Source organism: Pseudomonas fluorescens (genome assembly GCF_005938625.1).
In the GTDB taxonomy this organism is placed as follows: domain Bacteria; phylum Pseudomonadota; class Gammaproteobacteria; order Pseudomonadales; family Pseudomonadaceae; genus Aquipseudomonas; species Aquipseudomonas fluorescens_BD.
Genome location: NZ_VCNJ01000049.1, coordinates 135262 through 162092 on the forward strand (window position 1 = coordinate 135262; position 26831 = coordinate 162092).

General features: G+C 60.7%; 19 protein-coding genes. 4 read left to right on the forward strand and 15 right to left on the reverse strand.

What is annotated here, in order from left to right:
* Positions 1 to 124: 124 nt before the first annotated feature.
* The gene (gene ccoG, locus FGA82_RS25945) at positions 125 to 1555 is read right to left on the reverse strand and encodes a cytochrome c oxidase accessory protein CcoG (protein ID WP_141129294.1); all 1431 of its coding nucleotides are present in this window, start codon (positions 1553 to 1555) and stop codon (positions 125 to 127) included.
* 195 nt (positions 1556 to 1750) lie between these two features.
* Positions 1751 to 1999: a DUF3203 family protein gene (locus tag FGA82_RS25950; RefSeq protein WP_141129295.1), complete on the reverse strand. Its 249-nt coding sequence runs from the start codon at positions 1997 to 1999 to the stop codon at positions 1751 to 1753.
* 123 nt (positions 2000 to 2122) lie between these two features.
* Between FGA82_RS25950 and FGA82_RS25955 the strand changes: the two genes are divergently transcribed.
* Positions 2123 to 2635 carry an MgtC/SapB family protein gene (locus tag FGA82_RS25955; protein WP_141129296.1) on the forward strand — a complete coding sequence of 171 codons (513 nt, stop codon included), beginning with the start codon at positions 2123 to 2125 and terminating at the stop codon, positions 2633 to 2635.
* A gap of 179 nt (positions 2636 to 2814) precedes the next feature.
* Here FGA82_RS25955 and FGA82_RS32195 read toward each other — a convergent pair whose 3' ends face one another.
* Positions 2815 to 2973, reverse strand: a complete 159-nt coding sequence (locus tag FGA82_RS32195; protein WP_003224520.1) for a hypothetical protein — start codon at positions 2971 to 2973, stop codon at positions 2815 to 2817.
* 216 nt (positions 2974 to 3189) lie between these two features.
* Here FGA82_RS32195 and FGA82_RS25960 point away from each other — a divergent pair, with 216 nt between their 5' ends.
* The 3 genes from FGA82_RS25960 (at position 3190) to glgB (ending at position 10925) form a co-directional block, all read left to right on the forward strand.
* Positions 3190 to 5187, forward strand: coding sequence for an alpha-1,4-glucan--maltose-1-phosphate maltosyltransferase (locus tag FGA82_RS25960; RefSeq protein WP_141129297.1), 1998 nt, complete (start codon positions 3190 to 3192; stop codon positions 5185 to 5187).
* Between the two features lie 162 nt (positions 5188 to 5349).
* Positions 5350 to 8691 carry a maltose alpha-D-glucosyltransferase gene (treS, locus tag FGA82_RS25965; RefSeq protein ID WP_141129298.1) on the forward strand — a complete coding sequence of 1114 codons (3342 nt, stop codon included), beginning with the start codon at positions 5350 to 5352 and terminating at the stop codon, positions 8689 to 8691.
* Positions 8692 to 8693: 2 nt separating this feature from the next.
* Positions 8694 to 10925, forward strand: coding sequence for a 1,4-alpha-glucan branching protein GlgB (glgB, locus tag FGA82_RS25970; protein ID WP_141129299.1), 2232 nt, complete (start codon positions 8694 to 8696; stop codon positions 10923 to 10925).
* Between the two features lie 131 nt (positions 10926 to 11056).
* Here glgB and FGA82_RS25975 read toward each other — a convergent pair whose 3' ends face one another.
* The 12 genes from FGA82_RS25975 to treZ form a co-directional block, all read right to left on the reverse strand.
* Positions 11057 to 12127, reverse strand: coding sequence for an autotransporter outer membrane beta-barrel domain-containing protein (locus FGA82_RS25975; RefSeq protein WP_141129300.1), 1071 nt, complete (start codon positions 12125 to 12127; stop codon positions 11057 to 11059).
* A gap of 389 nt (positions 12128 to 12516) precedes the next feature.
* Complete coding sequence (locus FGA82_RS25980; protein WP_141129301.1) at positions 12517 to 13299, reverse strand: endonuclease/exonuclease/phosphatase family protein; 783 nt, start codon at positions 13297 to 13299, stop codon at positions 12517 to 12519.
* A 196-nt stretch (positions 13300 to 13495) separates the two neighbouring features.
* A complete protein-coding gene (locus FGA82_RS25990) occupies positions 13496 to 14254 on the reverse strand; it encodes a PIG-L deacetylase family protein (RefSeq protein ID WP_141129302.1) in 759 nt (252 codons plus the stop codon).
* 156 nt (positions 14255 to 14410) lie between these two features.
* Positions 14411 to 15097 (reverse strand): glycosyltransferase, encoded by a 687-nt coding sequence (locus FGA82_RS25995; protein ID WP_141129303.1) that lies wholly within the window; start codon positions 15095 to 15097, stop codon positions 14411 to 14413.
* Positions 15094 to 15693 (reverse strand): SAM-dependent methyltransferase, encoded by a 600-nt coding sequence (locus FGA82_RS26000; protein WP_141129304.1) that lies wholly within the window; start codon positions 15691 to 15693, stop codon positions 15094 to 15096. The genes FGA82_RS25995 and FGA82_RS26000 overlap by 4 nt, the downstream gene beginning before the upstream one ends.
* Positions 15690 to 16448, reverse strand: a complete 759-nt coding sequence (locus FGA82_RS26005) for a PIG-L deacetylase family protein (protein WP_141129323.1) — start codon at positions 16446 to 16448, stop codon at positions 15690 to 15692. Before FGA82_RS26005 ends, FGA82_RS26000 begins: the two co-directional genes overlap by 4 nt.
* On the reverse strand, positions 16445 to 17443 hold the full coding sequence (locus FGA82_RS26010; RefSeq protein ID WP_141129324.1) for an acyl-CoA dehydrogenase family protein: 999 nt from the start codon (positions 17441 to 17443) through the stop codon (positions 16445 to 16447). The genes FGA82_RS26005 and FGA82_RS26010 overlap by 4 nt, the downstream gene beginning before the upstream one ends.
* 1 nt (position 17444) lies before the next feature.
* Positions 17445 to 19604 (reverse strand): glycogen debranching protein GlgX, encoded by a 2160-nt coding sequence (gene glgX / locus FGA82_RS26015; RefSeq protein WP_141129305.1) that lies wholly within the window; start codon positions 19602 to 19604, stop codon positions 17445 to 17447.
* 227 nt (positions 19605 to 19831) lie between these two features.
* The gene (locus FGA82_RS26025; RefSeq protein WP_141129306.1) at positions 19832 to 20146 is read right to left on the reverse strand and encodes a DUF2934 domain-containing protein; all 315 of its coding nucleotides are present in this window, start codon (positions 20144 to 20146) and stop codon (positions 19832 to 19834) included.
* Positions 20147 to 20167: 21 nt separating this feature from the next.
* Entirely contained in the window at positions 20168 to 22942 is a 2775-nt protein-coding gene (locus tag FGA82_RS26030; protein WP_141129307.1) for a malto-oligosyltrehalose synthase, read from the reverse strand.
* Positions 22939 to 25017: a 4-alpha-glucanotransferase gene (gene malQ, locus FGA82_RS26035; RefSeq protein ID WP_116032960.1), complete on the reverse strand. Its 2079-nt coding sequence runs from the start codon at positions 25015 to 25017 to the stop codon at positions 22939 to 22941. The genes FGA82_RS26030 and malQ overlap by 4 nt, the downstream gene beginning before the upstream one ends.
* Positions 25014 to 26816, reverse strand: a complete 1803-nt coding sequence (gene treZ / locus FGA82_RS26040) for a malto-oligosyltrehalose trehalohydrolase (RefSeq protein WP_141129308.1) — start codon at positions 26814 to 26816, stop codon at positions 25014 to 25016. The genes malQ and treZ overlap by 4 nt, the downstream gene beginning before the upstream one ends.
* Positions 26817 to 26831 lie beyond the last annotated feature (15 nt).

A 26831-nucleotide genomic window follows, 5' to 3' on the forward strand; every position in this document is an offset into this window, starting at 1 on the left:
TGAAAGTGCTTTGCTGAATCCATAATCGACTCGGTCTGTCAGGTCGATGTATAGCGACAGACACCTCGGTCGGCCCCCTCTACCCCTGGGAGAGGGCTGGGGTGAGGGAGCGGATTCTAACGGCTCAACGATTCATCGGCGCAACAAACCTGCTCTTCGCCACGCTGTAAACCTCAGGCTCATCGCTGTCGGCAATCTTGAAGCTCAAGGTCTGCGAGCTGCTGGCCGGGCGCTCCGTGGTCATCGCCACCGACACCGGCACATCGACAATTTCCCCCGGCGCCAGGCTCAGTTCGGTCTTGCCTTGCAGCTGGAAGCCATCGCCATCCACCAGCGTCAGGTTGTAGTCCTGGCGTTGCTGGGTCTTGTTGATGACTTTCAGGCTATAGATGTTCTCAATCTGGCCCCGACCGTTTTCACGGAACAACCCGCGATCCTTGGTCACGTCCAGCGAGACCATCGGCCGCTCGACCAACGCCAGCGCCAATGCGCCGATCATCGCCACCAGCACCACGGTGTAACCGATCAAGCGAGGGCGCAGCAGGTGGGTTTTGCCACCCTGCAATTCGCGCTCGGAACTGTAGCGGATCAGGCCGCGCGGGTAGTTCATCTTGTCCATGATCGAGTCACAGGCGTCGATGCACGCGGCGCAGCCGATGCATTCCATCTGCAAGCCGTCGCGGATGTCGATGCCGGTCGGGCAGACCTGCACGCACAACTGGCAGTCAATGCAATCACCCAGGCCGGCCTCGAGCGGTTTTACGTCGCGTTTGCGCGGGCCACGGTTTTCGCCACGGGCGACGTCGTAGGAAATCGCCAGGGTGTCTTTGTCGAACATCACACTCTGGAAGCGTGCATACGGGCACATGTGCATGCACACCGCCTCGCGCAGCCAACCGGCGTTGATGTACGTGGCGGCGGTGAAAAACAGCACCCAGAACAGGCTGACACCGCCGATCTGCAGGGTCAGCAGTTCTTCGGCCAATGGCCGGATCGGCGTGAAGTAACCGACGAAGGTCAGGCCGGTCAGCACGCTGATCGCCAGCCACAAGGTGTGCTTGGCCGCGCGCCGGGCCAGTTTGTTCAGGCTCCACGGCGCGGCTTGCAATTTGATCCGCTGGTTGCGCTCGCCTTCGGTGATCTTCTCGCACCACATGAAGATCCACGTCCACGAACTCTGCGGGCAGGTGTAGCCGCACCAGACCCGGCCGGCGAATACGGTAATGGCGAACAGGCCGAACGCGGCGATGATCAGCAGTGCCGAGAGCAGAATGAAATCCTGCGGCCAGAACGTCGCGCCGAAGATGTGGAATTTGCTTTCGGAAAGATCCCAGAGCACCGCCTGACGTCCGCCCCAGTTGAGCCACACCGTGCCGAAAAACAACACGAACAGAAATCCCGCGCCACTCATGCGCAGGGTGCGGAACAGGCCGGTGAAGCTGCGGGTGTGGATCTGGTTGTCGCTGGATTTGGCCGTCGCCTTCATTGGGCGCGCGGGCACACTCTTGATAGTGGGAGTTGCTTCTACGGTTCGGACGGGGATTTGTTCGCTCATGGTTATTCGCTCATCAGCCTCCATCAGGCCAGAGCACTATGAGCGCCGATCTGTTTGCATAACAGACTCAGGTATTTCAATAAAAAGCGGATCAGATGAGGTTTTGCGCAACGCCTGCGACAACTTGAAGCAGCCCGCAGACAAAGGCGCAAACGCCTATCGCAGACGTTTGCGCGGGGTGTTGATCAAGGTCAGTCAAATCACCGAATCACTCTCGTCGGCTTTCAGGTGTTTGCGACCGTCCCTGGCACCGGCAACGGTGAGGGCGTCGGCTTCTGATTCGGTCACATAGACGCGGCGACCTTCGATTTCCACGAACGACATGGCCTTGTCGCTATCCGTGCGAACTTCCAGGGTGTCGCAAATGCGAATTTCCTCGCCATTCTCGACAGTGAAAAAACACACTTTTTGTTCGGGATTGGATTCATCGACTCGAAGAGGCATGGGAGCAGTCCTTTTTTCAGGGAGGTCTGCAAGGTTAGGGCGCACGCTGCGCTGATCGTTCTGCGCAACTGATTAATGGTCGCCGCTGTCCATCGTCTACGAGCCAATAACAAGGACTGCACGATGAACGCGTGGTGGCATGAAGTGTGGGCAACCCTGCAAGCGGAATTCGCCGACGTTGGCGATGCTTCGCAATTGACGCGGATTACCGTGCGCCTGCTGATGGCGGCGATTCTGGGCGGCATTCTCGGCTTCGAGCGTGAGCACAAGGGCAAGGCTGCAGGGGTGCGTACGCACATGCTGGTGGCGCTCGGCGCCGCGCTGTTTGTGCTGGTGCCGCAGACGTCAGGGGCGGAATCGGATGCGATGAGTCGCGTGGTGCAAGGGGTGATTGCCGGAATCGGCTTTCTTGGTGCCGGGACTATCCTGAAAAACAAGGAAGGCGATGAAGGTCACGTCAAAGGACTGACCACGGCTGCCGGGCTGTGGATGACCGCGGCCATTGGTGTGGCCGCCGGGTTGGGTAAGGAAGCGACGGCGCTGCTCAGTACCTTTTTGGCGCTGGGGATTTTCAGCGTGATGCCACGAATCGTGAAGCTTTTCGAAAAGGACGAAGAAAAGACTGATGACCACTGATCATTCCTGCGCCGGATGATCGATCCCACGCTCCGCGTGGGAATGTCTCAATGGACGCTCCGCGTCCGCTTTGGGACGCGGAGCGTCCCGGGCTGCATTCCCACGCGGAGCGTGGGAACGATCAATCAACGATCAATCAACGATCAATCAACGATCAATCAACGATCAATCACGATCAGTTAGACGATGACTGGCGGCATGGTCGTTGGTGGTTCTTCCTTGGGTGGTGGCGTGGTGCCGGGCGGTTCCTGCTCCGGAATCGGCTGCGGCTCGGTCTCGGGCAGGGTGGGTTTGTCGATGTTCGGATCAGGTGTTTCGGCCGGGATCGGGATGTTCATCGGTGGACCTCCGTGTGGCACATGGCGTGAGAAGTGCTTAAGTGGATTGACCACCCTGCACGTAATTCGATCCGCTTTTCTGACACGGTAATTTCATCTGAACTTTTCCCGGCGTCAGTCGCTCGGAACCTAAGTGAGTTCATTCCGGGCAGGCGCTCGATTGTGAACGCCGAACCGGCACAAGAGCGTCCTTTGGGCGTTAAGGAGAGATGCTCAATGACTGCTGAAAAACCCTCTGAACAAAGCTACAACCCGCACATGCCGCTGTCGCAGGCGCTGCTGCTGCCGCGCATTGTCATTGAAAACACCATGCCGACGCTCGATGGCGGGCAGTTTGCCGTGAAGTCGATTGCCGGCCGCGAAGTGGTGGTCACCAGCAAGGTATTTGCCGACGGTCACGACAAGCTCGCGGTGCGCATCCGCTGGCGCGAGGAAGGCCAGGAGACCTGGCAAAGCGAAGTCATGGCCGATCAGGGCAACAATGGCTGGCAAGGCCAGTTCCGCCCTGAACATCAGGGTCGTTTTCTCTATTGCATAGAAGCTTGGATCGATCACTTCGCCAGTTTCCAGTACGAACTGGAGAAAAAGCATACCGCCGCCGTACCCGTTTCGCTCGAGTTGCAAGAAGGCCGCACGATGGTGCAGCAGGCCGCTGAACGCAGCGAAGGCCTACTCAGTGAGCAGCTCGCGGCGTTGCACCACGAATTGTCCGGGTTGCTCGAAACCGAGCAGGTCGCACTGTTTCTGCACTCGCGCAGTGCGCAATTGATGGCTGAAGCCGATCACCGCGCCTACTTGAGCGTAAGCGCCGAATTCCCCATGGACGTCGAGCGTGAGCTGGCAGAATTTGCCAGTTGGTACGAATTGTTTCCGCGCTCGATGACCGACGATCCGCACCGTCACGGCACTTTTAACGATGTGCACTCACGTCTGCCAATGATTCAGGACATGGGTTTCGACGTGCTGTATTTCACGCCGATCCACCCGATTGGCCGCGCCCATCGCAAGGGCCGCAACAATTCCCTGACCGCCGGCCCCGATGATCCCGGCAGTCCATACGCCATCGGCAGTGAGGAGGGTGGCCACGAGGCGATTCACTCGCAACTGGGCACCCGTGAAGACTTCCGCCGACTGGTGGCCGCTGCCGCCGAGCATGGCCTGGAAATCGCCCTCGACTTCGCCATCCAGTGTTCTCAGGACCACCCGTGGCTCAAGCAGCATCCGGGCTGGTTCAACTGGCGCCCCGACGGCACGATCAAATACGCGGAGAACCCACCGAAAAAATATCAGGACATCGTCAACGTCGACTTCTATGCGCCGGACGCGATTCCAAGTTTGTGGGTTGAGCTGCGCGATATTGTCATTGGCTGGGTCGAGGAGGGCGTGAAGATCTTTCGCGTCGACAACCCGCACACCAAACCGCTGCCGTTCTGGCAATGGCTGATCGCCGATGTGCGCGCGCTGTACCCGGAAGTGATCTTCCTCGCCGAGGCCTTCACCACGCCAGCAATGATGGCGCGGCTAGGCAAGGTCGGATACACCCAGAGCTACACCTATTTCACCTGGCGCAACACCAAGGCTGAGCTGGCGACGTATTTCACTGAACTGAATGAATCGCCATGGCGCGAATGCTACCGGCCGAATTTCTTCGTCAATACGCCGGACATCAACCCGGCGTTCCTGCACGAATCCGGGCGTGCGGGGTTTCTGATCCGCGCGGCGCTGGCAACCATGGGTTCGGGCTTGTGGGGTATGTACTCGGGGTTCGAACTGTGCGAGTCGGCGCCAGTGCCGGGCAAAGAGGAATACCTCGACTCGGAGAAGTACGAAATCCGCGTCCGCGATTTCACGGCACCGGGCAACATCATTGCCGAGATCGCCCAGCTCAACCGCATTCGTCGGCAGAACCCGGCGTTGCACACGCACCTGGGGCTGAAGGTCTACAACGCCTGGAACGACAACATTCTGTACTTCGGCAAGCGCAGTTTCGACGGCAGCAATTTTATTCTGGTCGCGGTCAGTCTTGATCCGCACAACGTGCAGGAGGCGAACTTCGAACTGCCGTTGTGGGAAATGGGCCTGTCCGACGATGCGACGACCCACGGCGAAGACTTGATGAACGGGCATCGCTGGGACTGGCATGGCAAATACCAGTTCATGCGCCTGGACCCGGCTTATCAGCCGTTCGGCATCTGGCGAATCACCGCTACGTAATGATCGTACCCACGTCGAGGCGTCGAACCGTCTGCGTGGGAATGCATCCCGGGACGCTCCGCGTTCCAGAAACGGACGCAGAGCGTCCATGGCGGCATTCCCACGCAGAGCAGGGGAACGATCATCGTGGGGCGCTTTTAAAGCATTCAGCAGGAGTTTCACATGGCGAAGAAACCCAAGGCAGCCACCTTCATCAAAGACCCGCTCTGGTACAAGGACGCGGTGATCTATCAAGTTCACGTCAAATCGTTTTTCGACTCCAACAACGACGGGATCGGCGACTTTCCCGGCCTGATCGCCAAACTCGATTACATCGCCGACCTCGGCGTGAATACCATCTGGCTATTGCCGTTCTATCCCTCGCCACGTCGCGACGACGGCTATGACATTGCCGAATACCGTGGCGTACACAGCGATTACGGGACCATGGCCGACGCCAAGCGCTTTATTGCCGAGGCGCACAAGCGCGGTTTGCGAGTGATCACCGAGCTGGTCATCAACCACACCTCTGACCAGCACCCGTGGTTCCAGCGTGCGCGCAAGGCCAAACCCGGCTCGGCGGCGCGTGACTTCTATGTGTGGTCGGATGACGATCAGAAATACGACGGCACGCGGATCATTTTTCTCGACACGGAAAAATCCAACTGGACCTGGGATCCGGTCGCCGGCCAATACTTCTGGCATCGATTCTATTCGCACCAGCCCGACCTGAACTTCGACAACCCGCAAGTGATGAAAGCCGTGCTCTCGGTGATGCGCTACTGGCTGGACATGGGCATCGACGGTCTGCGCCTTGACGCGATCCCTTACCTGATCGAGCGCGACGGCACCAACAACGAAAACCTGCCCGAGACCCACGATGTTCTCAAGCAGATCCGCGCCGAGATCGACGCCAATTATCCCGACCGCATGCTGCTCGCCGAGGCCAACCAATGGCCGGAAGACACCCAGCTGTATTTCGGTGACACCGACGCGGCCGGCCTCAACGGTGACGAATGCCACATGGCGTTTCACTTCCCGCTGATGCCGCGCATGTACATGGCGCTGGCCCAGGAAGATCGCTTCCCGATCACCGACATTTTGCGCCAGACCCCGGAAATCCCCGCAAACTGCCAATGGGCGATTTTCCTGCGCAACCATGATGAGCTGACGCTGGAGATGGTCACCGACAAAGAACGTGACTATCTGTGGAATTACTACGCCGCTGATCGTCGCGCACGGATCAACCTCGGTATTCGCCGTCGCTTGGCACCGTTGATGGAGCGTGATCGCCGCCGCATCGAGTTGCTCAACAGTCTGCTGCTGTCGATGCCGGGGACGCCGACGTTGTATTACGGCGATGAAATCGGCATGGGCGACAACATCTACCTCGGCGACCGCGACGGTGTGCGCACGCCGATGCAATGGTCGATCGACCGCAACGGCGGCTTCTCTCGCGCCGATCCGGCGAGTCTGGTGCTGCCGCCGATCATGGACCCGCAGTACGGTTATCTGTCGGTCAACGTCGAAACCCAGTCGGGCGACCCGCATTCGCTGTTGAACTGGACCCGACGCTTGCTCGCGGTGCGCAAGCAGTCCAAGGCCTTCGGCCGTGGCACCTTGAAAATGCTCTCGCCGAACAACCGTCGCGTGCTGGCCTACACCCGCGAATTCACCGATGCCGACGGCAAACACGAAATCATCCTCTGTGTTGCCAACGTCTCGCGCAGTGCGCAAGCGGTGGAACTGGACCTGTCGGCTTACGTCGGCATGGTGCCGGTGGAAATGCTCGGCGGTAATGCGTTCCCGCCGATCGGCCAGTTGAATTTCCTCCTGACCCTGGCGCCGTACGGTTTCTACTGGTTCGCCTTGGCCACCGAAAACCAGATGCCGAGCTGGCACGTGGAACCCGCGCAGAGCCTGCCGGATTTCACCACGCTGGTGCTGAAAAAACGCATGGAAGAACTGCTCGAAGCGCCGTCGCGCACGACGCTGGAGCAGAGCATCCTGCCGAGCTGGCTGCAGAACCGGCGCTGGTTCGCCGGCAAGGATGCGGCCATCGACAAGGTGCATCTGGCCTACGGCGTGCGCTTCGGCGATGCGCAGCATCCGGTGCTGCTCAGCGAAATCGAGGTCACCAGCGGCGGGCAGACCAGTCGCTATCAACTGCCATTCGGCTTTATTGCCGAAGATCAGGTTGGCCCGGCATTGCCGCAGCAATTGGCCTTGTCGCGTGTACGCCGTGTACGACAGGTCGGTCTGATCACCGATGCGTTCAGCCTCGAAGCGTTTATTCGTGCGGTGCTGCAAGGCATGCAGAACAACACGGTATTGGAGTCGACCGACGGCGAAATACGCTTTGCGCCGACGCCGCAGCTGGAAAAACTCGGCCTCGGTGCCGAGTCGGAAGTGCGCTATCTGTCTGCCGAGCAATCGAACAGTTCGGTGGTGATCGGCAACAGCCTGGTGCTCAAGCTGATACGTAAAGTCGCTTCTGGCGTACACCCCGAACTGGAGATGAGCGCTTACCTGACCGAGGCCGGATTTGCCAATATCTCTCCGCTGCTCGGCTCGGTAATCCGTCGCGATGCCAAGGGCGAAGACAACTTGCTGATGATTGCCCAAGGCTATCTGAGCAATCAGGGCGACGCCTGGGAATGGACGCAGAACAACCTCGAACGGGCGCTGCGCGATGAGCTGGCCGATGCCATGTCCGAGCAGGAGCAGCATTACAACGCCCTCGGTGAGTTGAAGGATTTTGCCGGCATGCTCGGCCAGCGCTTGGGCGAAATGCACGAGGTGCTCGCCGCACCGACCGACAACGCCGACTTCGCGCCGCAGGTGTCGACGGCCAAGGACATGCAGGCGACGGGCAAGGATGTCGTGGCTCAGGTCGAGCACGCTTTGAAGCTGCTCAAGCAGCATCAGGGCGAACTCAGTGCAGCGGATCAGAAACTGGTCAAGCGATTGATCGACGAGAAAAAAACCATTCTTGCGCATGTGCAGGATCTGGCGAAAAAAGCCACGGGTGGTTTGCGCATTCGCGTTCACGGAGACCTGCATTTGGGCCAGGTGCTGGTGATCAAGGGCGATGCCTATCTGATCGACTTCGAGGGTGAACCGGCGCGGCCATTGAGCGAGCGGCGTGGCAAACACAGTCCTTACAAGGATGTCAGCGGTGTGCTGCGCTCCTTCGATTACGCAGCGGCGATGACGATCAACGTGCACAACGTTGACCACAGCGCCGAGTCTGAAACCGCACGGCGTCTGGTCGCCGAGCGCTATCTGCGTGAAGCCCGTGAGGCATTTGTGCAGGCATATCGCCGCGCGGCAGCTAGTCTTGATCATGCCTGGCAAGATCCTGAAGGTGCCGACGCCGCGCTGGCGTTGTTCGGTCTGGAGAAGGCGGCCTATGAAGTGGCCTATGAAGCCGAAAATCGCCCCACGTGGCTGCCCGTGCCGTTGCACGGTTTGTACGGGTTATTGACGGGGCTTAAACCCTTTTCCGATCTTGGTGGAGAGTAGTCATGAGTTTCTCGAACAAGGAACAGGGTCTGGTCAAAGAAGCATTATTGCCCTCGGCAAAAGATATCGATGCCTTGGTGCGTGCTGAACATCACGATCCTTTTTCCATTCTTGGCCCGCATGGCGATGGCGCTGGCGGGCAATTCATTCGCGCTTATCTGCCCGGTGCGTTGAGCGTTGTGGTGCTGGACAAGGACAGCGGTGAAGAACGCGGTGCGCTGGAGCAAACCGAAACGCCGGGGTTGTTTGTCGGCCATTTCGAGCAGGCGCGGCCGTACCAGTTGCGCACGCGTTGGGCCGGTGGCGAGCAGGTTGCAGAAGACCCGTATAGCTTCGGCCAGTTACTCGGTGAAATGGATTTGTATCTGTTCGCCGAAGGCAATCACCGTGACCTCAGCGCGTGCCTCGGCGCGCAGCTGAAAACCGTGGACGGAGTCGACGGCGTGCGTTTCGCCGTGTGGGCGCCGAATGCCCGACGCGTGTCGGTGGTTGGCGACTTCAACGTCTGGGACGGGCGTCGGCATCCAATGCGCTTGCGTCATCCGTCCGGGGTCTGGGAGTTGTTCATTCCGCGCCTGCAAGCGGGGGAGTTGTACAAATACGAAATTCTTGGCGCCCACGGGATTTTGCCGCTCAAGGCCGATCCGATGGCGCTGGCCACCAGTCTGCCGCCGGACACCGCGTCGAAAGTCGCCGAACCGCTGCAAATCGACTGGCAGGATCACGACTGGATGAACAGCCGCCGTGACCGCCACAAGCATTCGGCACCGCTGTCGATCTACGAACTGCATGCCGGTTCGTGGCAGTGCGAGCTGGATGATCTCGGCGAAGTCGCCCGCCAATACACCTGGCCCGAACTCGCTGAACGCTTGATTCCTTACGTCAAGGAACTGGGTTTCACCCACATCGAACTGATGCCGATCATGGAACACCCGTTCGGTGGTTCCTGGGGTTATCAGTTGCTCTCGCAATTTGCACCGAGCGCGCGGTATGGCTCGCCGGCGCAGTTCGCTGAATTTGTCGACGCCTGCCACCGGGCCGAGATCGGCGTGATTCTCGACTGGGTGCCGGCGCATTTCCCTACCGATACCCACGGTCTGGCGCAATTCGACGGCACCGCACTGTACGAGTACGGCAACCCGCTGGAAGGCTTCCATCAGGATTGGGACACGCTGATCTACAACCTCGGCCGCACCGAAGTGCACGGCTACATGCTTGCCTCCGGACTGCACTGGTTGAAGCATTTCCACGTCGACGGCCTGCGCGTCGACGCGGTGGCTTCGATGCTCTATCGCGACTATTCACGCAAGGCCGGCGAATGGGTGCCAAACCGCCACGGCGGCCGCGAGAATCTCGAAGCCATCGACTTCCTCCGGCACTTGAACGACGTGGTCGAACTGGAAGCGCCGGGCGCGCTGGTCATCGCCGAAGAATCCACCGCGTGGCCCGGCGTCAGCCAGAGCACGCAGCAGGGCGGACTCGGCTTTGCCTACAAATGGAACATGGGCTGGATGCACGATTCGCTGCATTACATTCAGCAGGATCCGGTGTACCGCGCACACCATCACAACGAGTTGAGTTTTGGTCTGGTGTACGCCTGGTCCGAGCGTTTCATCCTGCCGATCTCCCACGACGAAGTGGTGCACGGCAAGCATTCGCTGATCGACAAGATGCCCGGCGATCGCTGGCAGAAATTCGCCAACCTGCGCGCTTATCTGAGCTTCATGTGGACGCATCCGGGCAAAAAGCTGTTGTTCATGGGCTGCGAGTTTGGTCAGTGGCGCGAGTGGAATCACGATCAACAGCTCGATTGGTACCTGCTGCAGTATTCCGAGCACAAAGGCGTGCAGAAACTGGTGGGTGACCTGAATCGGCTGTACCGCGAAGAACCGGCGCTGCACGATCAGGACGACGCGCCGCAGGGGTTTCAGTGGTTGATCGGCGACGATGCGATCAACAGCGTTTATGCCTGGCTGCGCTGGAGCAAGGACGGTAAACCGGTGCTGGTGGTGGCCAACTTTACGCCAGTGCCACGTCAGGCTTATCGCGTCGGTGTACCGTTTGCCGGGCGCTGGACTGAACTGCTCAACAGCGATGCCGACACCTATGCCGGTTCCAATTATGGCAATGGTGGCGGGGCGTTTACCGAGGAAGTGCCGAGCCATGGCCAGTCATTGTCGCTGGAATTGAACCTGCCGCCGCTGGCGGTGTTGATCCTCAAACCTGAGGACTGATCCAAGGCACAGTAAAACCTGTGGGAGCGAGCTTGCTCGCGAAGGCGGTTTGTCAGTCAACGATGATGTTGAATGCTCAACCGCTTTCGCGAGCAAGCTCGCTCCCACAGGGGTCTTCGGTGACCTGACGCTCACCAGCGCATCCGCACCCCAAGGCTGCCAATGATCCCGTTCAGATCATTGTCATCGACATCACTGCTGTAATCCGCGCTCACATAAAGACTCACCGCCGGCGTCACCCGCGCCACCAGGCCCAGTCCCAATTCCACGGTCGATGACTTGCGGCTGCTGCTGATTTTGTCGACCTGATCCAGAGTCACCGTGTTGCCGGTGTACACCGTGTGCCAGAGGTTGGTGCGCACGTAAGGTTCAACCGGCAGACCGTTCAAGTCGTAACTGCCTTTCAAACGTGCGCCGACGCGACCGCTCCACGCGCTCAGATCCGTTGATGAGGCATTGCCGGAACCGGCGTATGGCGTGTCGAGGGTGATGCGCTGATTGATCAATTGCGCCTGCGGTTCGACCACCCAGTTTTCGCTCAAGCCAATCGGATAACCGCCTTCCACCGAGAACGTCATGGCGCTGCCTTCGGTGGCTTGTCGCGCGCCTTGTTCGTTGCGGCTGAAGCCGCTGACCCGACCGCCGCTGGCCGACAGATCAACATGCCAGCCCTGTGCGCCTTTGAGGCTGTAATAGGCGCCGAGACTTTGGCCTTGCAGGTTAAGGGTGTCGGTGGTCGGGTCGTCGAGGGCGCGGCTGGTGAGCAAGCCATTGCCGTTGGCCTGAATCTGGTTGAGCCCGCCAATCAGGCCGATAGTCTGGGTATGTCCGCCGCCGCTTTGCAGGGTCAGCACGGCCGGACCTTTGAACCCGCCGCTGCCGGGTGTGGCAAACCCCGAAGACAACACGTCGCTTTGCGCTTGCCGGGCAGCACGGCCGTAGAGCTGATCCCAGGCGTTGGGTGCGAGGTCTTCAGTGATCAGGTTGGCGCCACTCAGGTCCGGCCGTGGGCTGAAACGTTGCGGGCCGGGGGTGATGACGGTGGCAGGCAAGGTCATGACAGGCACATCCGCGCGATACCACGGGGTGGTTTCATCCGCCGCAGGACCGGCCTGCGCCTCCATGGATGAGCACAGCAAGATAGAGCTCGACACTGTGCAGAAAGTGATTTTGATCTCGTGTGGGCTGATGGAAATTTTCATGGAGGTCTACCTTGCAGGCGCATGCATTCTCTCTGTGTGGCGTCTCTCCTACCCCGAACGAGGGGCGACCGAATGGAGCGGGGCGAACCGTGGCCGCTCGATTTCGCGAGTGTCCGAAGGCTCGTCCCGGGTAGTGATTCCGGGGGTAGTAAGGTAGAGATAAGAAGAGCGGGGGCAACCCGTCAAGAAATTGAACGATGAGCGGTAGTGGTAAATCAGGCTTCGCAAGCGTTTGTTTTTCTGCACATAACTAAGTGGTTGTTTGTATGGAAAAACGCAGCGAAACCCCCGGTCCAGAGGTATTCAGTTACCGACAGATGGTCTGCCGGTAATTTTTAAACGCCGAATGAGCTGCCCCATTCCGTCCTGTATTGCTGTCACTATTACGGCTACAAGTGCACCTCTACAGCGAGCGGCAGATGATCTGACAAATGCGTCCACGGCTTGTTGCCGAGGATTTGCGGGTCATGGCTGCTGGCATTGCGCAGGTAGATCCGGTCCAGCCGCAGTAACGGAAAACGTGCCGGATAGGTCTTGGCCGGGCGCCCGTGATGACGCTCGAAGGCTTCGTGCAAATAATCGCGACGGGCGAGGGCAGCGTTGCCCTGCAACTGCCAGTCATTGAAGTCGCCGGCGATGATCACCGGGGCGTCCTCGGGTAGCGATTCGAGCAATTGGCAGAGCAGTTGCAACTGCAATTGCCGATGACTTTCGAGCAGACTCAAATGCACGCAGATCGCATGCACCTCGGCATGCCCCGGCACGTCCAGCACACAATGCAGCAGTCCACGGCGCTCGGGGCCAGTGATCGAGACGTCGAGGTTGCGGTATTCACGGATCGGATATTTCGACAGCAGCGCATTACCATGATGGCCGTCGGGGTAGACGGCATTGCGCCCGTAGGCGAAATCACTCCACATGCTGTCGGCAAGAAATTCGTATTGCGAGGTTTGCGGCCATTCGTTGTAACGGTTCGAATGCCGTTCGTGTTCGCCCACTACTTCCTGCAGAAACACCAGGTCAGCGGAGGTGCTGCGCACCGCTTCACGCAGTTCCGGCAGGATGAAGCGCCGGTTGAGCGCGGTGAAGCCTTTGTGGGTGTTGACCGTCAACACCCGGAGACGATGAATGACGGGCGCGTCGACAACATGACGCTTGGGATCGCTGGACACGTTCACTCCTCTGGATTGCGGGCCGCTTATTCATGCGACTGATGGGGAGGGGCGGCAGTTCCTTCTGGATAATTTCGATTGCACATCAAACCCTGGGGGAGCGAGCTTGCTCGCGAAGGCGTCGGTACAGTCGATACGAATATTGAATGTGACGGCCTCTTCGCGAGCAAGCTCGCTCCCACAGGGAATCAGGGATTCAGACAAACACGATTTCATAGGGCAAACGCATTCTTTCGAGAATCACCGGCGGCAGCATCGGTGCGATGCCGATCGCCGGTTCACCCTTGAGCTGGCTGGCGTAAGCATGAGTGGCGTGGCTCTTGCGCGCCACGGTCCACGTGTCGAGGCGCAGTTTGCGCGCGCGTTCCCAAGGGATCATTTGCTGGTCGCGCTCAGGCCAATGCCAGGCCCAGACCGGTACATCATGGAAGATCGCGCCGGCCTGTTCCGCTGCTTGCGCACTGGCCCGACCCACTGCTTCGTGGTCATCATTGCCATCGCCGCGCCAGGTGCTGAACACCACGTCGCCGGGGCGCAGGTAGCGGCTGATGAATTCGGTCACTTGCGCTTGCTGGTCGCATAGCGCGTTGTCAGTAAAGCCGCCACGCACCCATTTCAGGCTGTGCATCGGCAGGCCGAGGCGGCGCAAGGCTTCGACGCTTTCTTGTGGGCGAAACACGCTCAGGCGTTTTTCCGACCACTGCCGCGAACCCGGATGGCTGGCGCTGCCATCGGTGATCGAGAGCAATTGCAGCGGATGACCGAGGCTGGAGAGCAATTGCAGCAGACCGCCGCAAGTGACCACTTCATCACCCGGATGCGGTGCGATGACCACGGCGCGGGCACCGTCGGGCACCAGACTGCGGGTATTGATGACGGGGATGTTGTCCAGTTGCGCGGCGCTGTTCCAGATCTGCGCCGGCAGACTGCTGTCGCTGAGGGATAACGGTTTCATGGTATGACGTCCTTGTGTTGTCTCGCCCTCAGTCGTGCGCGTGACAGTGATTGTCAGACGCTACCGACCCGTGAAGGCTGGTTGATTGCCCTGCGACGCTCCGAACCCTGGATTGCCGCGCAGCAGAGTATTGCTCATGAAGTGAACTTCGTCGCGTCACAGATCAATCTGATCCGCTTTTTTTTGCTCTATCTGTGCCAGATTTCGCAGATAGTCACCAAAGCCACCGCGCGCACGGCTGTCGAATCGAGCACTGGTAAGCACTTGCGGGCGATGACTCCAGGCGATGTTGGCACCGTCCCGTTCCAGCTCCCGCACCAGTTGCACATCTTCGTCGCACGCCAGCGGTTTAAAGCCTCCGGCCCAGCGATAAGCGTCGGCGCTGATGCCCAGATTAGCGCCGTGAATGTGCCGATGGCCATCGCAGGCACGGTAATGCCGGTGGTAGCGGATTTGCGCCGCTGCATCGAACGACTCATGCCAGCGTTCGACGGTGACGGTACCGCAGACTGCATCTGCACCCAACCCCAGTTGTGCCACCAGCCAGTCGTCGGCCACGCGGCTGTCGGCGTCCGAACAGGAGATCCAGCGTGCCCCGCGTTCCAGCAACAGCTGTGCGCCGGCCGCCCGCGCCTGGCCAACGTTGCGCGCGTCGATGTGCAGGCTCAGCACCGGATAGCGACTGACAATCTGCGCCGAGCGGTCGGTGCAACTGTCGAGCACCACCAACACTTCAACCTTTTCGCCCGCCAGCAAACCGTGGCGGCTGGCACGCACGGCCGCGTTCAGGCATTCGTCGAGCAAATCTTCCTCGTTGTGGGCCGGGATCAGAATGCCGATCATCGCAAGCCCTCCAGCGCCGCTACCGAGCGCGGTTCGCGGCTCCACACCTCAAGGATGAAGTCCGCTTCCTGGTGCAAAACCAGGCGCGGCAGATGCAGTTTTTCGTGGATCAGGTCGTGCACCTGCCGCGCATTCAGCGGGCAGCCGTCGATGGGCGGACGCCAATGGCAGGCGAGGAACTGGCCGTCGGCAGTCAGGCAATCACTGGCCCGACGGATCACTTCTGTCAGATCCTGGCCATCGAGGTAGTAGCCGATCTCGCTAAATACGATCAGGTCGAATTTTTCCTCCGGCCAGTCGCCGGGAAGACGGTTTTGCCGCACTTCGGCGTGATCGAACAGGCTCAAACGGGTGCGCGCCAACGCCACTGCGGCACTGGCTGTGTCGCAGCACAGCAAGCGATCACAACGCGCGGCGAGTTCGGCGCTCAATTCGCCGTTGGCGCAGCCCGGTTCGAAGATTGCCCGATAGTGCGGACGCGGCAGGGCAGCGAGGGTGATCGCGCGTTTACGCTGTTCGTACCAGCGCTCGCGGAAGGCCCACGGGTCGTCGTTGCCGGCAAACAGGCCATCGAAATAGCGGTCTTCGACACTCATAGAAACACCACTTCGAAAGGCTGCAGCAGGCGATCGAGCACATAGGGCGCCAGTACCGGGCCGAGTCCGGCGTCAGGATCGCCCTCCAGTTGACTGGCGAAGGCGTGCACCGCGTGGCGCTTGCGCGCGACTTGCGCCGGCGTCAGGAGAATCTTGCGTGCTCGTTGCCATGGTACGAAAGCGTCTTCCGGGGTTGCCCAGTGCCACGTCCACACCGGCAGCTCATGGCAGCTTGCACCGATCCGGCGCGCAGCTTCGGTACTGGCGCGGCCGACAGCTTCGTGGTCGCAGTGACCGTCCTCGCTCCAGGTGGTGAAGAGCACGTCGTCGGGACGCAGATGACGCGCGATGAAATCGACCAGTTCATCTTCATGAGCGGCGACCTGCGTGTCGCTGAAACCACCGCGCAGCCACTTCATACGATGCATTGGCAAACCGAGTCGGCGCAGCGCTTCGGCAGACTCCTGCGGACGCACCACGCTCAGCCGTTCCACCGGCCAACGACTGGAACCGGGGTGACTGGCGCTGCCGTCGGTCACCGAAATCAATTGCAGAGGCCGGCCTGCGGCGGCGAGCAATTGCAGCAGGCCACCACAACCGAGCACTTCGTCGTCCGGGTGTGGCGCGATAATCACTGCCCGTGCGCCGGGAGGCACCAGGCTGAGGATGTCGATGCTATCCAGCTCCGCCAGATGCCGCGAAGCCTGCCACTGATGCAGACTCGTGCCTTGGCCGACAATCGGGTTGGTTTTCATAACGTCCATGCCTCGCCGCTTTGTTTGGCAATCAACTGACCGAGTGCAGCCAGATCACGTTCGGCATGACTCTGGCGCAGAAACACCGGCAGGTCAGCGCTGAGCCGGGCGAACTGTCGATCCTTGCAAAACGGCCCCGCGCCGAGGGCGCGACCGACCTCACGTATCACCTGTTCGGCCGATTGCTCGACCACCGCGCGGGCACGGCGAGCGAGCAATTCGGCGTCGTCCTCGGGATGGGCATCGATGTGCAAAGCGCTGAAGCGCAGTACATCGGCCGCTGCCTGCAAGGCGCTGTCGACCGCGCCGAGATGGGCGAGGGCGTGCGGTTCCGGGCGTTGCTCACATTGCGTGCGCAACGCCTCGGCAATTTGCCGCGCAGCACCGAACCAGCACGCGGCAATACCGATCCCGCCTTGCCAGAAACCCGGGCGTTGCAGATAGTCGCCGGGGTTGCCGATGGCCTGCGCTTCGGCGCCGTCGAACAGCACCTCCACGCTGCCAGTGGCGGCCATGCCCACCGCTTTCCAGCCTTGTTCGGTGACGGTGACGCCCGGTTGATCGAGGGCGACGGCGACCAGTTGTTGCTGGTCATCGCCATCCCACGCGGTGAGCAAGGCATGGCTGAGCACGGCGGCCCCGGAGCACCAAGCCTTGCGCCCGTGCAGCGCGACCATGTGCCCGGCGGGGCTGACCTTGACCCGCGCCTGTGGCGGTTCCGCCGCCCACATGCCCCACGTGCTGCCCGGCGTCGGCGTGCCGCCCAGTTGCTCGATGATCGCCAGTGCGTCGGTGTGGCCTTCGAACAGTTTGCACAAACCCAGATCATGCCCGCCGACTTCCGCCAATCGCTGAAAGCGTTCCAGCGTGTGGCCGCTGCCCGGCAACGGCAACCGATCCAGCCCGGCCTCGACCAGCGCCCGCAGGCAATTGCCGAGGGCTACGGTGTGCGGATAGTCCGCTGGGCGTCGGGCGAGATAACTGTGCAGGTCCATATCAATCTTCTTCATCACGTTGCAGTTCGAACAGCAGCAACGAGCGACCGGTCACCGAGTATTCGTGGCCGAAATCGAAGCGTTCCTGGCCACGGATCGACGGCTGGTTAGTGTCGATCATGCACGTCCAGAAGCTGCCTTCCGGTACTTCCGGCAAGGTGAAATTGACGATGTCGTGATGGGCGTTGACCACCAGCAGCAAGGTCGCATCCGCACCTTTGCGGCGAATCCCGGTTTCCTGCGCGCGGCCGTCGAGCAACATGCCCAGGCAGCGGTTGTGTGCATCGTGCCAATGTTCGGTGGTCATCTCGGTGGCGTCAGGTGCCAGCCAGGTGACGTCCTTGACGCCGATGTCCTCGTTGTACTCGCCGACCAGAAAACGGCCGCGACGCAGGATCGGATAGGTCAGGCGCAACTTGATCAGACGTTTGACGAACTTGAGCAGCGCCTTGCCGTCTTCGCTCAGGTCCCAGTTGACCCAACCGATGTCGCTGTCCTGGCAATAAGCGTTGTTGTTGCCGTCCTGGGTGCGGGCGAATTCATCGCCGGCGACGATCATCGGCGTGCCCTGGGCGAGCAGCAGGGTGGCGAAGAAATTGCGCATCTGCCGATGGCGCAGCGCGTTGATCTCGGGATCGTCGGTCGGGCCTTCGACGCCGTGGTTCCACGACAGATTGTTGTTACTGCCGTCCTGATTGTTCTCGTCGTTGGCTTCGTTATGCTTGTCGTTGTACGAGACCAGATCGTTGAGGGTGAAACCGTCGTGGGCGGTGATGAAGTTCACCGACGAATAGGGCCGCCGCCCGCGCTGGTTGAACATCTCGCCGGAAGCGGTCATGCGACTGGCGAAGTCGGCAACCTGACCGTCGTCACCTTTCCAGAAGGCGCGCACGGTGTCGCGGAACTTGTCGTTCCACTCGACCCAGCCCGGCGGGAAGTTGCCCACCTGGTAGCCACCGGGGCCGCAGTCCCACGGCTCGGCGATCATTTTCACCTGACGCAGCACCGGGTCCTGACGGCAGGCGACGAGGAAGCTGTGACGTTCGTCGAAACCGTCGTGATAACGGCCGAGAATGGTCGCCAGGTCGAAGCGGAAGCCGTCGACGTGCATTTCGCTGGCCCAGTAGCGCAACGAGTCGGTGACCATCTGCAGCACGCACGGGTGGCTCAGGTCGAGGGTGTTGCCGGTGCCGGAATCGTTGATGTAGAAGCGCTTGTCGTCGGGCATCAAGCGGTAGTACGAGGCGTTGTCGATGCCGCGCATCGACAGGGTCGGGCCTTGCTCGTTGCCCTCGGCGGTGTGGTTGTAGACCACGTCGAGGATCACTTCGAGATTGGCTTCGTGCAAGTGCGCAACCATCTCCTTGAACTCGGCGATTTTGCCGCTGGCCAGATAGCGCGGGTCCGGGGCGAAAAACGCAATGCTGTTGTAGCCCCAGTAATTGGTCATGCCTTTGTGCAGCAGATGCTGGTCGTTGACGAAGGCGTGAATCGGCAGCAATTCGACGGTGGACACGCCGAGCTTGCGAATGTGTTCGAGCACGTCATCGACCATCAGCCCGGCGAAAGTGCCGCGGACGTTCTCCGGCACCGACGGGTGACGCATGCTGATGCCGCGTACGTGGGTTTCGTAAATGATGGTTTTGTCCCACGGCACGCTGACGCGATGGTCGTTGCCCCAGGTATGCGCCGGGTCGATGACCTTGCATTTGGGCACGAACGGCGCGCTGTCGCGTTCATCGAAACTGAGGTCGGCGTCGGGGTGGCCAATGGTGTAGCCGAACAGCGCTTCCGACCATTTCAGTTCGCCGACCAGTTGCTTGGCGTACGGGTCGATGAGCAATTTGTTGTGGTTGAAGCGGTGACCGTTGGCCGGGTCGTACGGGCCGTAGACACGGTAGCCGTAGATCAGCCCCGGATGCGCATCGGGCAGGTAGCCGTGGTAAATCTCGTCGGTGTATTCCGGCAGTTCGATGCGTTCGAGTTCAACTTCGCCGGCATCGTCGAAGATGCACAATTCGACTTTGGTGGCGTTGGCGGAGAACAGGGCAAAGTTCACCCCCAGCCCATCCCAGGTCGCACCGAGCGGGAAGGGCAGGCCTTCACGGATTCTCGACGGCTCGGCGTGCGCGGTGGGCTCGGCTTTCTTTGGACGGGTCATGATTGCTCCTGCAAAAATCGGGATGGTTCGGTTAACACCAATCCCCTGTGGGAGCGAGCTTGCTCGCGAAGGCGGAGTGTCAGTCGACTTCAATGTTGAATGGCAGATCGCATTCGCGAGCAAGCTCGCTCCCACAAGGGATTTGTGTATTTCTTCAGGGCGAGTTAGCCCTCGGTGGCGAGCGAACCCGCCACACGTTCAGTCAGTTCAATAATCCGGTTAGAGCGTCAGATCGCCGAAGGCTTTCGCGGCGCTTTAGGCTTTTTCTCGGGGGCTTTTTCGCCCGGTGGAATCACTTTGGCGGCGCTGGCCGGTTTGGCTTTGGCCGCCGGTTTCGGTTTGGCGGCTGGGGCCTTGGCCTCAGTAGCCTTGCCAGCGTTTTTGCTGCCGGCCGCTTTCGGTGGCTTCTTCGGCGCCAGCGCCTCAGCTTCGGCCAGTTTGCGCGCCATCTCCCAGTGGCGCGCGTCCTGACCTTCCGGTTGGCCTTCCGATTCCCAGATTTGATAGGCGAATTCGCGGATGCGTTTATCGTCGGTACTCATCGCAATGCTCCTGAACTGAACTCATGCTTGTGTTAAGTGTTGGATAAAGAGATTGACCGGGACATCCCCCAGCGCGTCGCTGATATTCAGCTCCCTGTTTTTTGTGACTGCTGCGCTTGAAAAAAGTCCCTTCAGGTTTGTCGCAGAGGCGGCGAACGGTAAAACCACCCGCGTATCGCCCCAGCGCAGCGCATCGACCTGAGGTACAGCACCGTTTTCCAGCAGGGTTGCGCAACGGATCGGCACGATCACGATGGCCTGCTTCCCCTCGTGCTCACGGGCAAACGCGAGCACGTTGTGCGCCTGACTGCCGAGCACTTCCAGGGCCTGGTAGCTGCCCCGGCGAAACAGCTCGGCATGCTCGACACGCAGGTTCAGCACTTCGGCGATCAAGGCTTGCTTGATGCGCCCGTCACGCCAGTTCGCCAGCAACGCCACAGGTGGCAATGGCTCCTGCAAAGCGTGTTCACGTGCGGCGTAATCCACCGGCCGGCGATTGTCCGGATCGACCAGGCTGAAGTCCCAGAACTCATTGCCCTGATACAGATCCGGCACCCCCGGCACGGTCATGCGCAGCAAGGTTTGCGCCAAGCCGTTGAGGGCGCCGGCGGCGGCGATGCTGTTGACGGTCTTGCTCAGCGCCGCGCGCAGCAGTTCGCCTTCTTCACCGGTGAGGAGTTTTTCGGTGAACGCCTGTGCGGCGTTTTCATAGGCTTCGTTCGGCGCACTCCAGCTGCTTTGCAGCTTGGCCTCACGCAGGGCTTTCTGCTGCCACTGCCAGATACGTTTGGCGTAGTCGACGAACCCGGCCTGATCGTCATCGCGCAGTTGCAGCGGCCAACTGCCGAGCAACGCTTGATAGAGGATCAGCTCATCGCCGCTCGACGGCATCTGCTCGTCAACCCGAACGGGGCGGGCGAGGGCGCGCCACAACTCGATCTGCTCGGCGTACCAATGGCTGCGCTCACTGAGCACCGCCAGACGCGCGCGGGTGTCTTCACCGCGTTTGTGGTCGTGGGTGGCGGTGGCGAGCAAGTTGTCGGGGAACTCGTCAAGCCGTTGCTGATTGACTGCATGAAAGTCGCTGACCGGGGCGCTGAACTGCTCGGTGTTGTAGCCGACGTCGTTGCGCGACAGCAGCACCGCCGAGCGATACAGCGCGGTGTCTTCCACGGCTTTGGCCGCTGCCGGTGAGGTCAGTTGCTGAAAGCGTACGCAAGCATGCTTGAGAATCTTGCGTGAGCGCCCGCGCGGTTTGCGTCGCCATGGCGTGCCGCCGAGCCAGGCGGCGACGCAGTCGAGCACCGGCCAATCAGCTTCGCTCAGCGTTTGCCGGGCGCCGTCCATGGCCTGCTGGAAAAACACCTCGTCCTGCGCCGAGCGACCCATCGCGCTGATGTAAGTGCGGTACACCGGGAAGTGCACGATCAGCGCCTGCAATACCCGGCGGATGGCGCCAAGGGTCAAATCGCGGGTCATCAGGTCATCGCGAGCCACTTGCAGCAGGGCCTGGGCGACGCTTTCGCAATCACTGGCCAGCGAGCCGTTGAGGATCTGCTGACGCGCCAGTTGCGCTTCTTCGATGAACGCGGCGGGGCGTTCGGTACGCCGTTGCCAGAGATCACCGAGGACGTATTCGCCGTCCGGGTCGTGTTGCAGCAGCGACAACTGGTTCATGAATTCATAACCGGTGGTGCCGTCCACCGCCCAGTCGCGGTGCAGGGTTTCGCCGGCGCCGAGGATCTTCTCGACGTAGATCGGCAAGTGCCTGCCCGGAGCCAGCAGATCAACTCGCCGGCGCAGCTTGCGGCAATAACCACGCGGGTCGGCGAGGCCGTCGATGTGATCGATGCGCAAACCGTCGACGAGGCCTTCGGCGATCAACTGAAAGATTTTACCGTGGGTGGCTTCAAACACCGCCGGACGTTCGACACGCAAGCCGCCAAGTTCGTTGATGTCGAAAAAGCGCCGCCAGTTGATGTCATCCGCTGCGGTGCGCCAACTGGCGAGGCGATAGCTTTGGCGCTCGAGCAATTGATGCAGCGCCTGGAAGCCTGCTTCGGTCGTTGAGTCGAAATGCTGCAGGTTGCTTTGAATCGCTTCAAGCGTCTGCGGATCGTTCGCCAGTTCGCGCAGCTCTTCCTTCAGTGGCATCGCCAGCGAATGTGCATCGGTCTGATAACTGAGCGTGCTGAACCGGTCAGCGAGGGATTTCAGCGTCTCTTGATGTTTGAGGATCTCACCGTAATTACTTGGGCAGATCGGGAAATGATGATCGTAGTGCTCGACGTAAAAGCTGCCGGTGTTTGCCTTGAACAGCAGCTTCAGCGTGCCTTCCTGCAACGCCACGCCGTAATCACTGCCGAGAAATGGCAGCAGTAACTGACCCTCCATCAACGGATCGGGCGAGTGCCACTGAATATCGAAGAATTCGCCGTACGGACTGAGTCGCCCCCATTCCAGCAGGTCGAGCCACCACGGGTTGTCGCTGCCACCGACGGCCATGTGGTTGGAGACGATGTCGAGGATCAGCCCCATGTCGTGTTCGCGCAGGGTATTGACCAAGCGCCTTAACGCTGGCTCGCCACCGAGTTCCGGGTTGACTTGGGTCGGGTCGACCACGTCGTAACCGTGCATGGAACCGGCCCGCGCCGCGAGCAATGGCGAGGCGTAAATATGGCTGATGCCGAGCCGGGCAAAGTACGGCACCAGTGGCACGGCTTGTTCAAGGGTAAAGCCTTTATGAAATTGCAGGCGCAACGTCGCGCGCAGGGGCTGAATGAGCGCTTGATTCATTGGTCACGCTCGGCAGCCTGAAGACGCGCGCAGGCGAGTAACTCCAGACGTCGCGCCGCATCCGCGCCGTCGAGCAGCGCCTCACTGGTGCCGGGCAAACGCCTTGACCAGTTCGGATGAGTGTCGATGGTGCCCGGCAGATTCGCTTGTTCGTTGATGCCCAGCGCATCTTCCAGCGGCAACAGCACCAACGGCGCGCGGGTGTGGCCAAGGAAACGCACAGCGGCATCGACCACTTGATCGGCCTCGTGGGATTCCTCGCGGAAATTCTGCGGGTCCTGACTCAAGGCACTGCGCAGGCCTTCACGTTCACGCTGACGATGGTGGCGCCATTCGATTTCACCGTTGGCATCGACAAAACCCAACCGCGCATTCCAGTCGATGTCGCGGCCATGCCACCAGCCGTTGAGCGTCGGCAGATCGTGGGTGCTGGTGGTTGCCAGTGCGTTGTCCGGCCAGTCGAGGATTGGTTTGAAATGGGTGTTGTCCTGTTCGAACAAGAGCACGCGCATGCCGAGCATCGAGCGGGCGATGAGCTTTTCGCGCAAGCCATCGGGCACCGTGCCAAGGTCTTCGCCGAGGACGATCGCCTGATGACGATGGGATTCGAGGGTCAGCAAGCGCAGCAAGTCATCGACCGGGTAATACAGGTACGCACCATCGGCCGGCGCGGCGCCGTTGGGGATCACCCACAAACGTTGCAGGCCCATGACATGGTCGATGCGCAGTCCGCCAGCGTGGGCAAAGTTGGCGCGCAGCATGTCGATGAAGGCGCGAAAGCCATTGCGGATCAGGCCTTCGGGCGAGAACGCGGAAATGCCCCAGCCCTGGCCCGAGCGATTGAGAATGTCCGGCGGTGCGCCGACGGTCAGCGAGGCGAGCAATTCATCCTGAAAACTCCAGGCCTGACTGCCGGCGCCGTCGGCACCCACCGCCAGATCGGCGATCAGGCCAATGCCCATGCCGGCGCTGCGAGCGGCGGTTTGCGCACGTTCCAGGCAACGGTGGATCAGCCATTGGCAAAAAGCGAAATAGCCGATGCGCTCGGCGTACTCCTCGGCAAAGGCTTCCAGCGCCGCGCCGCGTGGGTCGTGCCAGTGTTCCGGCCATTGCCGCCAGTCGAGGTTTTCGCCACGGGCGGCGCGCATTTCCTGAATGGCTTCGAAACGGCAGTGATTTTCCAGTGCTTCGCCACCGGCGTGGCGGAAACTGGCGAAATCCGGGTGCAGCGGATGGTCACCGGCGATAAAACCTTCGTACAACGCTTGCAGGAGTTTTTGCTTGGCGTCGGCGGCGCTCGGCCAGTCGATCAGTGTCAGGTCTTCCAGTTGCGCGAACTGCTCGGCCAGGCCAGCCGCGTCAATAGCATCTCGCAAGGCGCGCTCACCGAGAATTGCCCCGGGTGCTGCGTAAAGAGAGTTGAGGAACAACCGACTGGATGGCGAATAAGGGCTATAGCGCCCGGTATCAGCGCTAAACATGGCGTGCAGCGGGCTGATCGCCAAGGCATCGGCGCCGCGTTCACCGGCCACGCGGACCAAGTCTTCCAGTGCTTGAGTGTCGCCGAAGCCACCGTCGCCAGCGCGGCGCAAGGCATACAGTTGCGCACTCAGGCCCCACACGCGGGGAATCGGATTATCCACCGCATCGCCGACGCTGAAGCAGCGCTCCGGCGCCACGGCCAGGGTGAAATACTGATCGCTGATGTGCACCTGTTGATAACCGACCGGGATCAGCCCGGGCAATATCGCTTCGGAATCAAGTTTCAGGTTCAGCCGCGAGCCGTCTTCAAGGTGGATTTCACACGGCGTTTCCGGGGCGAAGTACCGCGCCAGATCGACGCCGACACCGACATCGGCGGTCAACAGCGGCGGCAAGTGGCGGTCTTGTTGTACGGCTTGCAGTTCCAACAGGCTGGCGTCGATTTCCTGCGCCGTGCTGGCCGGGTGGCCGAGTCCGATGAGGACATTGCGCAGCACCGCCGGGGCGACTTTCTGCGGGCGGCCGTTGGCGTCGATCCAGTCGACGGCAAGGCCGGCGCGGCTTGCAAGGATTTCCAGTTGCGCATCGCTCATAGGCGCTCTCCATTCAGAGGTTGCAAAGGGGTTGCGGCCGTGAGGCTGACAAGCGCGCAATACGCGGGCAGTACGCCCGATTCCGATAGATCGACGGTGGGTGGCTGTTGAAACAACCACACGGCCTCCGTCTGTGGAGGGTTGACCACTGGCGTGTCGCTGAGGTTCAGGTCAATTCGCAGCTCGCTGCCATTGCCCAGACGCCAGCGTGCACTGACCGCGCCATAACCGAGCATATGGGCACCGAGCGCTTGCGTGCCGGACAGATGGGGAATGATGTATTGATGGCGAAATTGCAGCAGCTTCTGGTACAGCGCGAGGGTTTCCTGCTGTTTTTCGCTGCCATGGCCGATCAGCCTTGGCTGTGAGGCGTGGAAGGTTTTTTCGCCATTCGGATCGGGAATCTGCTCACGTTTGTGCGGATCGGCGAAGGCGCTGAACGCGGCGAATTCATTGCGTCGACCCTCACGCACCAGTTTCGCCAGTTCGCCGTGGTGACTGGTGAAAAACAGGAAAGGCTGCTCGGCGGCGAATTCATCGCCCATGAACATCAGCGGAATCATCGGTGATAGCAGCAACAACACAGTCGCTGCCTGCACGGCACGCGGATCGGCCAGATGATGCAGACGCTCGCCGAACGCGCGGTTGCCGATCTGATCGTGGTTCTGCAGGAACAGCACAAACGCTGTGGAAGGCAGGTGTTCGCTGGGCTCGCCGCGAGGTTCGCCGTGGCGGGTGATGTGACCCTGGAAGACAAACCCCTGACTGAGGCAGCGCACCAATTGTTCGGTGGGTTGCGCGGCGTAGTCGGCGTAATAGGCGTCGGTTTCGCCGGTGAGCAGCACGTGCAGGGCGTTATGGCCGTCGTCGTTCCACTGCGCGTCATAGTCGTATTCGAGCAGGCTCGACTGGTTGAGTTCGTTTTCCACGGTCAGCCAGACATGTCGACTCGGGTCGATCTGCGCGCGGATACGCTGGGCCATCTCGGTGAGAAAATCCGGGTCTTCGATGGCATGCACCGCATCCAGGCGCAAACCGTCGAAGCGGTATTCGAGCAGCCACATCAGGGCGTTTTCGATAAAAAACTCGCGCACTTCGTCGCGACGAAAATCGATCGCGGCGCCCCACGGCGTGTGTTTGTCCTCGCGGAAAAAGCCTTTGGCGTAACGATGCAGGTAATTGCCGTCCGGGCCGAAGTGGTTGTAGACCACATCGAGAATCACCGCCAGACCGTGGCCGTGGGCGCTGTCGATCAGGTGTTTGAGTTGTTCCGGGGTACCGTAGGAAGCTTGCGGTGCGTAGGGCAAAACACCGTCGTAGCCCCAATTGCGTTCGCCGGGGAACTGCGCCAGCGGCATCAGTTCGATGGCGGTGATGCCCAGGCCCGCGAGGCGCGCCAGATGTTGTTCGACTTCAGCGAAACCGCCGAGCGCACCGACGTGCAACTCGTAGATCACCGCTTCGCTCCACGGCCGACCGTGCCAGGCAGTGTGGCGCCATTGATAGGCCAGCGGATCGACCACCACGCTGTGGCGGTCAAGGTCGCCATCCTGCGCTCTGGAGGCCGGGTCGGGCACCTCCAGTTCGCCGTCGATGTTGTAGCGGTAACGCGTGCCCGCCGGACAGCGGGTCTTGATCACGAACCAGCCGTCTGTCTGAGGCAACATCGGCAGCGACTGGCCGTTTTCAAGCTCGACACTGACGTAAAACGCATCCGGCGCCCATAGCGCAAACTGCGTGTGTTCGGCGTCCAGCATGATCGCGCCGTGGGGCCAGGTTTCAGTAGACCGTAACGGCATCGTGGTGAACCTCCC